Annotated in this window: 16 protein-coding genes; 10 read left to right on the forward strand and 6 right to left on the reverse strand. The window is 41.5% G+C overall.

What is annotated here, in order from left to right:
- Nucleotides 1-28 precede the first annotated feature (28 nt).
- The 7 genes from R2Q66_RS11890 (at nucleotide 29) to R2Q66_RS11920 (ending at nucleotide 6,042) form a co-directional block, all read left to right on the forward strand.
- The gene (locus R2Q66_RS11890) at nucleotides 29-1,126 is read left to right on the forward strand and encodes an MBL fold metallo-hydrolase (protein WP_316749166.1); all 1,098 of its coding nucleotides are present in this window, start codon (nucleotides 29-31) and stop codon (nucleotides 1,124-1,126) included.
- Nucleotides 1,127-1,193: 67 nt separating this feature from the next.
- On the forward strand, nucleotides 1,194-1,574 hold the full coding sequence (locus R2Q66_RS11895; protein WP_316749168.1) for a hypothetical protein: 381 nt from the start codon (nucleotides 1,194-1,196) through the stop codon (nucleotides 1,572-1,574).
- Nucleotides 1,562-2,422, forward strand: coding sequence for a hypothetical protein (locus R2Q66_RS11900; RefSeq protein WP_316749170.1), 861 nt, complete (start codon nucleotides 1,562-1,564; stop codon nucleotides 2,420-2,422). The genes R2Q66_RS11895 and R2Q66_RS11900 overlap by 13 nt, the downstream gene beginning before the upstream one ends.
- Nucleotides 2,423-3,358: a tRNA (adenosine(37)-N6)-dimethylallyltransferase MiaA gene (gene miaA, locus R2Q66_RS11905; RefSeq protein ID WP_316749172.1), complete on the forward strand. Its 936-nt coding sequence runs from the start codon at nucleotides 2,423-2,425 to the stop codon at nucleotides 3,356-3,358.
- An 89-nt stretch (nucleotides 3,359-3,447) separates the two neighbouring features.
- Entirely contained in the window at nucleotides 3,448-3,951 is a 504-nt protein-coding gene (locus R2Q66_RS11910) for a hypothetical protein (protein ID WP_316749174.1), read from the forward strand.
- Nucleotides 3,952-4,084: 133 nt separating this feature from the next.
- The gene (locus R2Q66_RS11915; protein ID WP_316749175.1) at nucleotides 4,085-4,630 is read left to right on the forward strand and encodes a DUF3347 domain-containing protein; all 546 of its coding nucleotides are present in this window, start codon (nucleotides 4,085-4,087) and stop codon (nucleotides 4,628-4,630) included.
- 125 nt (nucleotides 4,631-4,755) lie between these two features.
- Nucleotides 4,756-6,042 carry a citrate synthase gene (locus tag R2Q66_RS11920; protein WP_316749176.1) on the forward strand — a complete coding sequence of 429 codons (1,287 nt, stop codon included), beginning with the start codon at nucleotides 4,756-4,758 and terminating at the stop codon, nucleotides 6,040-6,042.
- A 69-nt stretch (nucleotides 6,043-6,111) separates the two neighbouring features.
- Here R2Q66_RS11920 and R2Q66_RS11925 read toward each other — a convergent pair whose 3' ends face one another.
- From R2Q66_RS11925 to R2Q66_RS11945, 5 genes are all read right to left on the reverse strand, one after another.
- Nucleotides 6,112-7,155: a DUF3667 domain-containing protein gene (locus R2Q66_RS11925; protein WP_316749177.1), complete on the reverse strand. Its 1,044-nt coding sequence runs from the start codon at nucleotides 7,153-7,155 to the stop codon at nucleotides 6,112-6,114.
- A gap of 39 nt (nucleotides 7,156-7,194) precedes the next feature.
- Nucleotides 7,195-8,460 carry a nucleoside permease gene (locus R2Q66_RS11930; RefSeq protein ID WP_316749179.1) on the reverse strand — a complete coding sequence of 422 codons (1,266 nt, stop codon included), beginning with the start codon at nucleotides 8,458-8,460 and terminating at the stop codon, nucleotides 7,195-7,197.
- 104 nt (nucleotides 8,461-8,564) lie between these two features.
- Nucleotides 8,565-9,179, reverse strand: a complete 615-nt coding sequence (locus tag R2Q66_RS11935; protein ID WP_316749180.1) for a bifunctional nuclease family protein — start codon at nucleotides 9,177-9,179, stop codon at nucleotides 8,565-8,567.
- A 46-nt stretch (nucleotides 9,180-9,225) separates the two neighbouring features.
- A complete protein-coding gene (locus R2Q66_RS11940) occupies nucleotides 9,226-10,197 on the reverse strand; it encodes an electron transfer flavoprotein subunit alpha/FixB family protein (protein ID WP_316749182.1) in 972 nt (323 codons plus the stop codon).
- A 42-nt stretch (nucleotides 10,198-10,239) separates the two neighbouring features.
- On the reverse strand, nucleotides 10,240-10,977 hold the full coding sequence (locus R2Q66_RS11945) for an electron transfer flavoprotein subunit beta/FixA family protein (RefSeq protein WP_316749184.1): 738 nt from the start codon (nucleotides 10,975-10,977) through the stop codon (nucleotides 10,240-10,242).
- A gap of 45 nt (nucleotides 10,978-11,022) precedes the next feature.
- Between R2Q66_RS11945 and R2Q66_RS11950 the strand changes: the two genes are divergently transcribed.
- Nucleotides 11,023-11,358 (forward strand): tetratricopeptide repeat protein, encoded by a 336-nt coding sequence (locus tag R2Q66_RS11950; protein WP_316749186.1) that lies wholly within the window; start codon nucleotides 11,023-11,025, stop codon nucleotides 11,356-11,358.
- 2 nt (nucleotides 11,359-11,360) lie between these two features.
- The gene (gene chrA / locus R2Q66_RS11955) at nucleotides 11,361-12,569 is read left to right on the forward strand and encodes a chromate efflux transporter (RefSeq protein ID WP_316749188.1); all 1,209 of its coding nucleotides are present in this window, start codon (nucleotides 11,361-11,363) and stop codon (nucleotides 12,567-12,569) included.
- A 13-nt stretch (nucleotides 12,570-12,582) separates the two neighbouring features.
- On the opposite strand, the gene dnaB is transcribed toward chrA, so the two are convergent.
- A complete protein-coding gene (dnaB, locus tag R2Q66_RS11960; protein ID WP_316749190.1) occupies nucleotides 12,583-14,148 on the reverse strand; it encodes a replicative DNA helicase in 1,566 nt (521 codons plus the stop codon).
- Nucleotides 14,149-14,357: 209 nt separating this feature from the next.
- Between dnaB and rlmB the strand changes: the two genes are divergently transcribed.
- On the forward strand, nucleotides 14,358-15,125 hold the full coding sequence (gene rlmB, locus R2Q66_RS11965; protein WP_316749193.1) for a 23S rRNA (guanosine(2251)-2'-O)-methyltransferase RlmB: 768 nt from the start codon (nucleotides 14,358-14,360) through the stop codon (nucleotides 15,123-15,125).
- The last annotated feature ends 3 nt before the right edge of the window (nucleotides 15,126-15,128 follow it).

The raw sequence follows: 15,128 nt of genomic DNA on the forward strand, positions 1-15,128 counted from the left end.
ACAAGCTGATTAGAAAGGCGGGATTTAAATGAAGAAGTTTATGTATGTGTTTTTAGTGCTGGTTGTGTTGATCGGCGGTTTTGCCTTCTGGGTAATGAGTTTACCGGTATTTGGGAGTTTGTCTGAAGGGGCACGTCTGAATAGGATCAAAGCCTTGCCAAATTATAATCAGAAGGATGGGGCAATAGATAATTTGTCGCTGACTAAAATGAAACCGGATAACGTGAGTTACCTGGATATGCTGATCGCGATGATCAAAGGGAATAAAAATTCGACGCCTAAAAAGGTGCTTCCTCATGTGAAGCCGGATTTTTCCAATATAGCGGGTGTTAAATTAACCTGGTTTGGTCATTCTTCCTACTTTTTGCAGGTAGATGGTTTGAATATTCTGGTAGACCCGGTATTCTCTGCCCGTACTTCGCCATTCTCTTTCTTAGGCAATAAAAACTATGAAGGGACGGATTTTGTGAAGCCGGAAGATTTCCCTGATTTAGATGTGGTTTTGATCACGCATGATCATTATGACCATATGGATCATCAAACCATCCTCCGGTTGAAAGATAAAACGAAACATTTTGTAACTTCTTTAGGTGCCGGAGCCCATTTGGAGCGCTGGGGAATTCCTGCGGAGAAAATTACGGAACTGGCCTGGGGAGAGGAAACGAACCGCGAAGGACTGAAATTTCTAGCCAGATCGTCCAGACATTTCACGGGTAGACTTTTCAAAAGAAACCAGTCTTTATGGTCTGCTTTTATCCTGCAAACAGCCAATCACAAGCTTTACCTGGGTGGCGACTCCGGTTATGATACTCATTTTAAACAAGACGGGGAGAAGTATGGTCCTTTCGACCTGGCGATTCTGGAATGTGGACAGTACAATGCTTACTGGCCGATGATCCATATGTTTCCTGAGCAAACGGTTCAGGCAGCCATAGATTTAAAGGCGAAAGTATTGCTACCGGTACATTGGGGCAAGTTTACCCTGGCTTTGCACGATTGGAATGAGCCGGTCATCAGAGCGGTGAAAAAAGCGGAAGAAATGAATTTGAAAATTACCACGCCGATGTTAGGAGAGGCCGTTATCCTGGACCAGAATTATCCTGTAAAAAGATGGTATCTGGATTAGATTCCCTTAAACAATATCCTGAAAATCATGTTATTAATATTTATATTCACCTATAAAACCGATACTCATGAAAACTGATTTTGTAGAAATTTTTCAAACAATAAGAGCCGCTATGCAACCTTATGAAGCATTGGGATTCAACGACCGTGTGAATAGTGAGACTGCCTACGAATTGTGGAGCGAGAAGGAGGTGGTGATTGATGGTAAGAAGAGGTTAGGCTGGTTTTTCTGTAGTGTGGTCATCATGAAAAATTATGTTGGCTTTTATTTTATGCCGGTCTATTTAGAACCGGAAATGAAAAGTACTTTTGACCCGAAATTATTGAAGCATCTGAAAGGGAAGTCTTGTTTCCATATCAAAAAGCTGGATTTTGAGCTGCTTTCTATGATAGAAGGCGCTATGGTGGAAGGATTCAAATTATATAAAGAAAAGGGTTGGGTAGATTAAGACCAGTTTGGCAATTAGATTTTTTAAGTAGATTAACGGATAAAGGCATCGCCTTTACCGAAGTTGAGGAGCATGAGCTGGTCTTTCTGGATCAGCAAGGGGTGGCCATACATTTGGTTTCCCTGGCAGATAAAGGCTGTCCTGAGGATTTTATCGCCCTGCAAAAGCGTTATCAGGAGCAGAACTGTTATCTGGTTCATTTATGGGAAGATATCTGGCTGAGTCGCAGGGAACAGGTCCTGGGGAGGATAGCTTCTATATTAGGCCTGAACAGCACCCTTCATGGCCGCAAAGGTAAAATTATAACGATAAACCAGGTACAGGCAGATGAGTTCCTTCTGAACCACCATTTACAGGGTTCTGCAAAAACAAAATATAAATTCGCGTTGGTGATTGGGGAGGAGATCGTGGCCATTGCGCTGTTTAGTGCCGCAAGGCCGATGACGCGCATCGCTGCAGATTATCGTTCCTATGAATTGGTGCGCTTTGCCAGTCAGATTGGTTTTACCGTGACGGGTGGGTTTAGTAAATTGCTGAAACATTTCATTAAACTGGTTCAACCGAATGACTTGATGAGTTATGCAGACCGGGACTGGTCGCTGGGCAATGCCTATGCTTCTTCCGGTTTTGAACTGGTCGGCGCAACGGAGCCTTTGGCTTTATGGCTGGATTTAAAGGATTACAGTCGAAAAACGTGGCTTCGCCTGCCGGCAACATTGCTGGAGGAACTGAAATCCATGGAGGGCTTGAAATCTTCAGATGAAACCAGAAAACAACAATTTTTAAGAGCAAAGAATTATCTTCCTGTTTTCAATACAGGGAATTTAAAATACATTTTATACTTGTAAATGGAGCATCACCCACTACTGGTTATACTCGGACCTACGGCCTCCGGAAAAACTAAACTTGCGGTAAAGCTTGCAGAAGCACTTTCTGCGGAGATTATCAGCGCCGATAGCAGGCAGGTTTTCAGGAATATGGACATCGGAACCGGTAAAGACCTGCAAGAGTATCATATCAATGGAAAAGATATCCCGTATCATTTGATCAATATTAAAGATGCAGGGGAGAAATACAATGTAAACGAGTATAAAGAGGATTTTTATCGGATTTTTGAATCGCTTAGTGCTAAAAAAGTACTGCCGATCTTATGCGGAGGTACAGGAATGTATGTACACAGCATTTTACAGGAGCAGGAGTATACCGCCATTCCAATAAATGAAAGTCTAAGAGCTGTATTACTAGCTAAAGATATTTCTGAATTGCGGGCAATGCTCGGGGATTACCCAGAGGAAGTAGTGGCCCATGCCGATCTTTCTTCTCATAAAAGGTTGATTCGTGTGCTGGAAATTGCGGAATACCTGCAACATCATGATTTTACGCCGGTAAAAAGACCGTTAATTAACCCATTTATTGTCGGACTGCAAACTGAGGTGATGCTACGGAAGCAAAAAATTCTGAACAGAATGGAAGCCAGATTTAAAGAAGGGATGATTGAAGAGGTGAAAGCATTGCTGGAAATGGGGGTAGACCGGGAAACGCTGATCTTTTACGGTTTGGAATACAAGTTTATCATCTCCTACCTGGATGGCAGCCTGACTATGGACGAGCTAAAATTACGTCTGGGGACTGCAATATGCCAGTTCTCCAAACGCCAAATGACTTTTTTCCGGAAAATGGAAAAGGATGGACTCAAAATCCACTGGTTTGATGCCGCGCAAGATGAAGCGGATTTGTATGGGAAGGTCATAACGGCTTATCAGCAGAACTCGTCCTCTTTCTGATTATACTCTTAATTCGCTATTTAAATCGATAAACTGCCTCCAATGGCATGCATTTTGTAAATGACTCCGTATACCAACGAAATCACAAAATGAAAAAATCTACCACCTTTATAGCCTCAACAGCAGCTGTTGTGGCTTTATTATTTAGTACTAATGTAAATGCGCAGAAACTTGGTGTAGGTGTTAACCTGGGTGTTCCTACTACAGACGGTTATAGCTTTGCTATAGGTGCTGATGCAAGAATGCAGTTTGATGTATCAAAACAAATTTCCGTGCCGATCACTACTGGTTATACGCATTTTCTTGGCGAGAACAAGAATGGTGTTGATGTACCAGATTATGGATACATTCCATTGAAAGCGGGTTTAAAAGTGTTTTTTGACCCGAGTGGATCTGGTTTATATGGAATGGGAGAAGTTGGTGCGGCCTTTGGGGTAACCAAAAATTCAGGAACCTCATTTTTGTATTCTCCTGCAATCGGCTATGCCTGGAGCAGCGGTTTAGATCTTGGTGTTAAATATGAAGGCTTACCAAAGAGCGGTTTAAATACTGGTCAGGTCGCTTTACGTGTTGCTTATGGTTTTAAATTATAGGTCTGAAAAAGACTTAATTACACTAAGCCCCTGTTTTTTTCAGGGGCTTTTTTATTTATTTAAAATTAAAACTGTAATTTAACCAAAAAACAGCTTATCATAGATCTGTTATTCATAAAACAAAAAAACTTATATGAAAAGATACTTCGCTGTAGCAGCAATTATGGTCGCTACATCTTGTACCAGTACGACGAGTAAGAAGGTGGTTTTAAGTGCCCCCGACTCCACGTCTGCAACGGTAGCTGATGCCGCAACACCGGCAAGCATTAAATTGAAGGACGCTAATGTACAGTCCATCTATAACGGCTATATTGTCCTGAAAGACGCTTTGGTTAACGCTAAATTCGAAGATGCTAAAAAAGCGGCCGCGGAATTGAAAGTTAATCTGGCCAGTCAGAAAGGATGCGAAAGCACTGCGCTTACCGCAGAAAAAATGGCTACAGCAAAAGATATCGCTTCCCAAAGAAAAGATTTCACTACTTTAAGCGCAGACCTGATTGCCTTGTTCAAACATGCAGATGTGGAAGCAGGGACCATCTATGTACAACACTGCCCAATGGCCAATAAAGGCGATGGTGGCGATTGGTTGTCTTCAGAAAAGAAAATTCAGAACCCATATTACGGGGAAGAAATGATGGAATGTGGTCGTGTGGTAGAAGAAATTAAATCAGCGAAGTAATTTCGCGGATTCTTACTTATCCTTGACGCACATTTAATAATTATTTAACAGCTTTGTTAGCACTGTTCAAAGGCTAATCAAGATGGATTAGCTAATTTTGTTTATTATAAATTTAAGATATATATATGTCAGATATTGCAGAAATTAAGATTGACGGAAAAGTCTATGAATTTCCCGTTATTACCGGTACCGAAGGGGAGAAAGCTATAGATATTTCGAAACTCAGAGATTTAACGGGTCACATTACCTTAGACCTTGGTTACAAAAACACCGGCTCCACCAAAAGTGCAATTACCTTTTTAGACGGAGAAAAAGGGGTTTTAAAATACCGTGGTTATTCTATCGAAGAACTAGCGGAAAAATCTACCTTTTTAGAAGTAGCATACCTGCTTATATATGGCGACTTACCTACCACTACACAATTAACTGACTTTCAGGTTTCCATCAGCCGTCATACGCTGATTCATGAAGATATGAAGAAGTTTTTAGATGGATATCCTTCTAAATCTCATCCAATGGCGCAACTGGCTTCTTTGGTGTGTTCATTGTCGACTTTCTACCCTGAGTCTTTAAATGCAAACTCTTCGCCGGAAACCATGGATCTGACCATGATTAAATTACTGGCTAAGTTCCCAACCATAGTATCTTTCATTTATAAAAAATCTTTAGGTCACCCACTGATCTATCCAAAAAATAAATACGACTACGTTAGCAATTTCTTAAACATGATCTTCGGTCAGCGTACAGAAGAAATTGATATTGATCCGGTTGTAGTAAGCGCGATGAATACTTTATTGATCTTACATGCTGATCATGAGCAAAACTGCTCTGCATCAACAGTAAGAATGGTAGGTTCGTCAGACTGTAATCTTTATGCTTCTGTTTCTGCGGGTATCGCTGCATTATGGGGTCCACTTCATGGTGGTGCTAATCAGGCGGTCATCGAAATGCTGGAACGCATTAAAGAAGATGGTGGTGATACTGAAAAATGGATCAACAAAGCAAAAGATAAAAACGATCCTTTCCGTATGATGGGCTTCGGACACAGAGTTTACAAAAACTTTGATCCAAGAGCAAAAATCATTAAGAAAGCTTGTGATGATATCCTGGAGAAATTAGGTATCAACGATCCGGTATTGGAAATTGCCAAGAAACTGGAAGAAGCTGCATTGAGCGATCCTTATTTCGTAGAGCGTAAGCTTTATCCTAATGTAGATTTCTATTCTGGAATTATCTACAGAGCCTTAGGTTTCCCTACGGATATGTTTACTGTATTGTTTGCTTTAGGTCGTTTACCAGGGTGGATTGCACAATGGAAAGAAATGCATGAGAATAAAGAACCAATCGGTCGCCCACGTCAGGTGTATGTTGGTCATACCAATAGAGAATTCGTTCCTTTAGAGCAACGCTAATTCGCTTTTAAGCTCATAAAAAAACCGCTTCGTCTTATGACGAAGCGGTTTTTTTATGAGCTTATCTTTCTAGACCATAAAGGCTGATATTCCAATTCCTAAGATCAAGGTGATAGTCATTGCAATAGTATAACAAACGATCAACAGGAAGTATTTTAAGATCGTCATCCAGCTGCTATTGCCATAGAAAGTCCGCAAGGACTTATAGATGTACCAGGTAATCCAAAAGAAGCTCAGAACAAATGTGAGCTCACTGATGTCATAAACATAACCCACAAGCCAGGTGACCAGGGTACTAATCAGGACAATCAGAAATATGGCCGAATGAACATGGAAAGAGTAAATCAAATGCTCAAAATAGTATTTCTTTTTAGTAAAATAAACCAGTTTAAGGATCAGTGCAAAAAGGGGAAGTAAAAGAAACATCATTTTCGGGACATTGTGCAAGAGACCGTCCTCAAACTTTTCTACTGACTCATTGGTTTGATTTAACTTGATGTTCTTTTTCTGAAGTGCAGCCATGATAAAGTTATCACGTTTCCCGGATGGTAAATTGAGTTGTCTTTTCTCATAAGCCTCGATCGTACTGTCCAGTACCTCACCGAGTGCAGAAACATGATGACCTTTGTTAGCTTTTTTCGCGCGTTTTTTAGCCCGGTCTTTATTTTTTTTAATGGTCTCAACAATGTTTGGCCCATAAAAATCAATCGATTCTCCTTTTATTTTAGCCGAGTCGACCTGCTTTGTGGTCGTGTCTTTTTTTAGGGCAGGAGTATCCTTTTTAATTTCTATATCTGGTTCTTCCTTACCACCAAGCGCGACCAGAAAGAAAACAATACTGATAAAAATATATAGCTTAATGGGATGCAAATAGGAAGCCCTTTTCCCCTCCACGTATTTTTGTGTCAATACGCCGGGTTGAAATAATAAAGGTTTGATGGTGCCAAAGAACTTAGACTCGAAATGGAAATAATCGGATACGGCGTGCACTACCATATGTAGTGCATCTTCTTTAACGACGATGTTTTCTTGTCCGCAGTAAGAGCAAAAATGAGCTTCTACTTCATGACCGCAGTTTAAGCAGTCTTTTTCTTTACGGTATTTGCCAGACATAGTTTAGTAGTAGGTTGTTGGTTGGTTTGGTTGATTTTTTTAATGGTTCATGGCGTTAATCGCATTCAATTCCGCTTTGTTGTGCTTGTATTTGAAGATGAAAGGGAAGGTAATGGCCAATACCAGCGTGTAAGCTGCAAAGGTTAGCCAGATGCCATGCCAGTCTTTACTTTGATTTGCGCCTGTGAAGAAGTGTTCAATGATCAGCCCGCTGCTGAAACTTCCAAATAAAGCACCAAATCCGTTCACCATCATCATGAATAAACCTTGTGCACTTCCTCTGATTTTCTCGTCAATCTGGGTCTCTACGAATAAGGAACCGGAGATGTTAAAGAAATCAAAAGCCATTCCGTAAACGATACAAGACAAAATGATCATCCATAATCCGCCTGCAGGATCGCCAAAGGCAAAAAGACCGAATCTCAATACCCAGGCCAGCATACTGAATAACATCACATACTTAATACCGAATTTCCTTAAGAAAAACGGAATCGCAAGAATAAACAAGGTTTCAGAGATTTGAGAAATCGACATGATAATTGCCGGATACTTTACGGCAAGCAGGTTAGCGAATTCCGGATTGTCCTTAAAATCGTGAAGGTAAGTGTCTCCATAAGCATTAGTAAGCTGTAAAGCTGCGCCTAAAAACATTGAGAATAAGAAGAATACGGCAAATTTCTTTTGCTTAAATAAGGTGAAAGCTCTTAATCCTAAAGCATCTACGAAAGATTTGCTTTCCACTTTATTGGCCAATGGCGGGCATTTCGGAAGGGTAAAGGCATAAATACCTAAAGCCAGGGAAACTCCGGAGGCGATGTAAAACTGGTTGGAAGAAGCTTCGTTTCCGGTTAAACTCACTACCCATAAAGCGGCAATAAAGCCGATTGTTCCCCAGATTCTAATTGGCGGGTAGTCTTTGACCACATCCTGTTTGGCGTTCTTTAAAGCGGTATAAGCAACAGTAATCGATAGCGATAGGGTGGGCATGTAAAAGATCATGTTGAGTAGGATCACCCAGAAAAAGGTACCGGGGTTAGTCACCATAGGCAGACAAAACAATACGCAAGCCCCAAGAATGTGAAATGCGCCGTATAGTTTTTCTGCATTGATAAATCGATCACAGATAATTCCGGCAAGTGCTGGCATGAAGATTGATGATATTCCCATGGTGGAGAAGATCACTCCGAATTCTGCACCCGACCATCCCTTATTCTGGAACCAATACACGCCAATAGTAATAAGCCATGAACCCCAGATAAAGAATTGTAAAAAATTCATCAGAGTTAAGCGCAACTTAACATTCATAATAATAATTTAGTTGTTTTTTGAATTGATACTTCAAGATAGAACTATTTTGAATAGATCATCTAAATTGAGGTAAGATATTTAAAATAATAAGTGTTAGTTAGTTATGCGGAATTTCTTCTGTTTAATTCATCACGGATTCTTGCGGCTTTCTCGTAAGCTTCTTCGGCAATAGCCTCCTGAAGTTTCTGATTGAGCTCTTCTACGCTGAGTGAGGTGTAATTTGAGCCCGGGATGGAAGGACTCATGTCTTCAGAACTATGTTCTTTTGGAATGTTATCCATGTTTTCTAAGAACAGGAAGTCATTGCCTTCAATCACAATGCCTGCCGAAGAAAGGATAAATTCGTAAGTAAATATGGTGGCATTGAAGCGAACGGCCAATGCAATGGCATCAGAAGTTCTGGCATCAATTTCCTGGATGGTTTCTCCATCAGTGCAAATTAGTTTGGCAAAAAACACACCCTCTACCAGGTTGTAAATGAGTACCTCTGTGATTTGTACATGATAAGTCTGTGCAAAAGTCTTGAACAGGTCGTGAGTAAGGGGTCTGCTTGGGACCATCTTCTCAATTTCTATGGCAATAGCTTGTGCTTCAAACGCACCGATAATAATCGGCAAACGTCTTCTGCCATTCACTTCACCAAGAACAAGTGCGTAGGCACCTGATTGGGTTTGGCTGTAAGATAAGCCGATAATTTCGAGTTTTACTTTTTTCATCTTAAGTAATACCCGGCCAAAACGAAAGTTTCAGCCGGATACTTATTTATCCTTTATGTGCTTTTAATGCTTCTATTAATTGAGGAACTACTTCAAAGGCATCACCTACGATACCGTAATCTGCAACTTTGAAGAAAGGCGCTTCCGGATCTTTGTTGATCACGACGATTACTTTTGAAGAACTTACGCCCGCTAAATGCTGGATTGCTCCGGAAATACCGATGGCGATATATAGATTCGGACTGATGGCAATGCCGGTTTGTCCAACGTGTTCTGAGTGTGGTCTCCAGTCTGCGTCTGAGACTGGTTTAGAGCACGCTGTAGCTGCGCCAAGTAGTCCGGCAAGCTCTTCAATCATTCCCCAGTTTTCAGGGCCTTTAAGGCCTCGCCCTGCGGAAACTACCAATTCTGCATCCGGTAAAGATACTTTGTCAGTTGCTCTCACGATTTCTTTAACAATTGCTGCTAAGTCAGTCGCTTTCACTTCCGGAGCGAAAGTTTCAATCGTAGCGTCAACTGCTGATTCTTTTACGCCAAAAGCATTCGGGTTTAAAGCGATCACTTTAATCGCTGAAGTCAGTTCGGTAATGGCAAATGCTTTTCCGGAGAAGGCATTTTTCTTTACGCTGAACTTACCGCCGTCAAGTTTAGGCAATTCTACTGCACCGTCTACCAATCCTGCTTCCAGTTTTATAGCAACACGTGGCGCCAGACCTTTTCCGGAGAAAGAGTTAGACAAAACGATCACGTCTGCATTTTCTTTTTTAGCGGCTTCTGCAATGACCGAAGCATAAGCCTGGTTTACGAAGTTTTTCAATTGGTCGTTGGCCACGTTCAAGACTTTTGAAGCGCCGTATTTACCCAGCTCTTTCAATTCGCTTTCACCAACATTACCAATAGATATCGCGGTTAAATTACTTCCTTGTATATCTGCAATGGCTTTAGCATAAGATACTGCTTCGAAAACAGATTTCTTAAACTTACCATCGACTTGTTCTACATATACTAAAACTGACATAAGATCTTTGTTAAATAATTTTAAAAATAGGAATAGAACGGTTTAGATCACTTTTGCTTCACGGTGTAAAAGACCAATAAGATCAGCTGCGGATTCGGCAGGGATAAGTTTCACAGCACCACGAGGGGCAGGGGTTTCAAACTTAACAACCTGGCTGATTTGCGCGATTTCTTTAGGTTCAACTACGTTTAGCGGTTTAGATCTTGCAGACATAATACCTCTCATATTTGGGATGGTGGCTACGGCAGTACCTTCTGCACAACTAGCAACAAACTTGCCCGTTACAGAAACTACTTCTTTTCCACCTTCAATTTCACGTTCTATAGTTGCTGTTGTTCCATCATAATCCAATTTCTTGATGATAGAGATCGAAGGGATGTCTAAAAATTCGCCTACCATTGCAGCTACCTGTGATCCATTGTAATCAATAGATTCACGACCGCAAAGGATCATGTCGAAGTCTGTGGTTTTAGCATACTCCGCAATCTGGTAAGCAGTGAAGTAAGCGTCTCTAGGTGCAGCATTGATTCTGACAGCGTCATCTGCTCCGATGGCAAGTGCTTTTCTTATGGTTGGGTCTGTAGTACTTTCTCCAACATTGATTACGGTAACGGTTCCTTTACCACCCTCACACAGTTCAATTGCTCTAGATAAGGCAATTTCATCATACGGATTTACAATAAATTGTACGCCTGATGTATTGAATTGTGTATTATCGTTAGTAAAAGTTATTTTTGTCGTTGTGTCGGGCACATTACTGATACAAACTAATATTTTCATAAAATTGTCTTTTTGCAAATCTAATTAAAAAAGCAGGGATTTAAAATGCAAAGTACCCGATTAGCAAAGTTATTGGAGTTTTTATCCAATGATCCTCATGATCCATTCGTTCTGTACGCTTTAGCTACCGAATACAACAATTCAAATGACGTAGAAAAGGCATTTGAATATTACTTAAAACTGACCGCTGATCACCCGGATTATGTAGGTACTTATTACCATCTTGGGAAGCTTTATGAGAAGGAACAGCAAAAAGATGCTGCCTTAGAGATTTATCAGAAAGGGATGGTGGTAGCCAGAAATAAAAGAGATATGCATGCATTTTCTGAATTGCAGGGCGCCTATAATTCTGCTGCCGGTCTGGATTACGAAGACGATTAGTTATGGCAATGGTGAACAAAAGACAACTGTTGTTTATCAGAGATGTGTTCCTTTTTACGTTTACCGCTTTTGGCGGTGCACAGGCACATCTTGCCTTATTGCTTAAGTATTTTGTAAGAGACGTCAGGTACATTACCGAAGAGGAGCTTCTGGAGTTAAATGCACTTTCTCAGGTGCTGCCAGGTCCGGCTTCCACCCAAACGCTGGTGGGGATCGCTTACAAAGTAGGCGGTCTGAAACTGGCCTTAATCACCTTCTTCATCTGGATCATTCCTTCTGCGGGACTGATGACTTTCGCCGCCATTAGTTTTGCGAAATGGGGTCAGGAGCAAAAGTTTGGCGAAATTCTGGAATATATCCAGCCTATCGCTTTAGGGATTGTGGCTTTTGGTGCGTATAATCTGGCGAAAAGGGTGCTGGTTTCGCAATTGACGATCTTTCTGGCTGTCGCTGCGGTGGTAGGTACCATGGTATTGAGGAATGCCTATGTATTTCCGATCGCCATTTTAATCGGGGGGATGATTTCCTCTGCGATCGGTACGCCTAAAGAAGAAAGTGAGCTGAGGGTGCGCTTGTTTTCTAACATCAATCCTAAAAAACTGATCTACTTTATCGGGGTATTACTGATTCTGGCAGCTTTGGGTGCCATCATTAATCGTACTTCTCTTTTTAGTTTACCGATCAGGTTATTCGAGAATTTTTACCGGAACGGGATTTTCATTTTTGGCGGCGGACAGGTTCTGGTGCCTTTGATGTTTACGGAGTTCGTAGAAATGAAACATTACCTGAATGGACCGGATTTTCTTTCCGGATTTGCTTTACAGCAGGCTTTACCCGGGCCAACGTTTTCATTTACCAGTTATGTAGGTGCTTTAAGCATGAAAACCTTTGGCTATGGCGTAACTGGCCAGATGCTGGGCGGTTTGGTGGCGGTGATGGGCATCAATTTGCCGGGTTTGATTCTGGTTTTGTTTATTGTGCCTTTCTGGGAAGACCTGAAAAAGATTTCCCGCATCAAGTATTCGATGGTGGGTATCAATGCGGTAAGTGTAGGCTTTATTATTGCCGCTTTTATGCTGTTGGTGCAACCTGTTGGCTTAAATCTAATGGCAATAGGGGTGATGGTCTGCACTTTTCTGGTGCTGAACTTTACAAAAATTAGCCCGCCAATAATTGTACTGGCGGGCATTTTACTCGGTTATTTCTTATAGATTTTAATCTTGCTTAAAAGGGAGCGTCATCGTCATGCATATCGTCCATTCTGGATGGTTTGATGATGACGTTTCCTGCCGGACGGTCGAAGTCCTGAGAAGGGGCCATGCCTGCGCTTGTATCCATAGAGAATGAAGTTGGTGCTGCAAAGTTATCTTCCAGATCCACAAACTTAACGTATTTACCGATGAAGCGTAATGGAACGATACCGGTTTCACCGTTACGGTGTTTCGCGATAATTACTTCGCCGATACCTGCTTGTGAACGTCCCTGCTCATCTTCTGTAATTCCGTAATATTCCGGTCTGTAAAGGAAGAGTACCATATCCGCATCCTGCTCAATGGAACCAGATTCCCTCAAATCGGATAGCATCGGGCGTTTACCGTTTTGTCCGGGTCTACTCTCTACCGCACGACTCAACTGAGAAAGTGCCAGTACCGGTACGTTTAATTCTTTGGCTACAGATTTCAGGGCTCTCGAGATACTACCGATTTCCTGCTCCCTGTTTCCACCACCGCCTTCACCTTTACCATGCATCAGCTGCAAGTAATCGATGATGATCAGTTGTAAGTCGTATTGTGATTTTAACCTTCTGCATTTCGCTCTGAATTCAAAGATGTTCAATGCAGGGGTATCGTCAATTAATAATGGGGCTTCGGTTAAGGTTCCGATTTTGCTGTGGAGTTGTTGCCATTCCCATTCTGCAAGGTTTCCTTTTCTGATTTTCTCCTGCTCGATTTCGGTTTCTCCGGAAATCAAACGATTCACCAACTGTACCGAGGACATCTCCAGGGAGAATACTACTACCGGACGTTTGAAATCTACTGCTGCGTTTCTGGCGCAAGTCAGTACGAAGGCAGTTTTTCCCATCGCCGGACGTGCCGCGATGATCACCAAATCTGAAGGCTGCCATCCACCGGTGATACGGTCAAGGTCGGTAAAGCCGGAAGGTACACCGGTTAGTCCGTCGCTTTTTCCACGAAGGGCTTCTAAAGTGGCTAAGGATTGTTTTACAATCTCATCCATTTTCTGGGTATCTCTACGCAGGTTATTTTGTGCAATATCAAATAGGTTCTTCTCTGCATGATCCAGCAGATCGAAAATATCTGTCGTGTCTTCGTAAGCATTCTGAATAATCTCTGAAGAGATTCTGATCAGTTCTCTTTGAATGTATTTCTGAGAAATAATCCTGGAGTGGTATTCGATGTTGGCAGCAGAAGCGACCCTGTTGGTTAAATTGGTAATGTAGTAAGCACCGCCTACCATTTCCAGCTGACCCAGGTTTCTAAGCTCTGCGGTAACGGTTAAAATATCAACAGGTTTTGATTTCTGGAATAATAAGGCAATCGCCTCGAAGATTTTCTTATGCGCTTCCGCATAAAATACTTCTGGTTTTAAAATGTCAATTACCGTAGATAGGGCATCCTTTTCTAACATTAAAGCACCTAAAACAGCCTCTTCAAGGTCTAATGCCTGTGGAGGTATCTTTCCCATGGTGTTCATGGAATTGTTTAATCTGGTCTTCCTGGCAGTGAAGTTCGCTTTATCTTGTCCCTGATTTCCGTTCTCGTTACTCATGGGTACAAAAATATGGAAAAATTAGGGCCTTTGCTTAATTCTTTATGAACATTTGAAAACCATAAATACTGGATTTGTCCCAATGCTTTTAAAGAAGCCTTAATTTTATCAACCGAACTATGTGGAAAACAGTCACTTAACTCCTTCGGAAAATTGGTTTCCTTTAATCGCATTATTTCAGCTATTTTTGCGCTTCAATTTTAAGAAAGATGGAACATTCGAGGAGACCTGCGAGAGCTAAAGAAAATAATGAATTCGTATTTGGCATACGAGCTGTAATAGAGGCTATTAAAGCTGGTAAAGATATTGAAAGTATTTATATTCAGCGTGGATTAGGCGGCGATTTAATCGTTGAGCTGAAAGGATTTTTGAAAGATGTAGATGCACCTGTTCATAGTGTTCCGGTAGAAAAGCTGAACAGAATGACGCTGAAAAATCACCAGGGTGTGATTGCAGTAATTTCTGCCATCTCTTTCCAGAAAATTGAAGACATTATCCCTGCGGTTTATGAGAAAGGTGAAGTGCCATTGGTATTGATCCTGGATGGTATCACTGACGTACGTAACATGGGTGCAATTGCCAGAACAGCGGCCTGTGCTGGTGCGCATGCGATCATCGTACCTACGAAAAACTCGGCTCAGATCAATGCTGATGCCATTAAAACTTCGGCAGGTGCCTTATTCAGCATCCCGGTTTGCAGACACCCAAATCTTCATAAAGTAGCCTTGTATTTACAAGACTGTGGTTTGCAGATTGTGGCTTGTACCGAGAAAACTAACGATTTGATTTATGCACCGGATTATACCGCACCTACTGCAATTGTAATGGGCGCAGAGGATGAAGGAATTTCAAATGAGATCATGAGAATGGCGAATCACCTGGCTAAAATCCCAATGATTGGTGAGATCAGTTCACTGAATGTTTCTGTATCAGCAGGCGTAATTCTTTACGAAGCGATCAGACAACGTCAGTCATAATAT

It is taken from the genome of Pedobacter gandavensis, assembly GCF_032677645.1.
In the GTDB taxonomy this organism is placed as follows: domain Bacteria; phylum Bacteroidota; class Bacteroidia; order Sphingobacteriales; family Sphingobacteriaceae; genus Pedobacter; species Pedobacter gandavensis_A.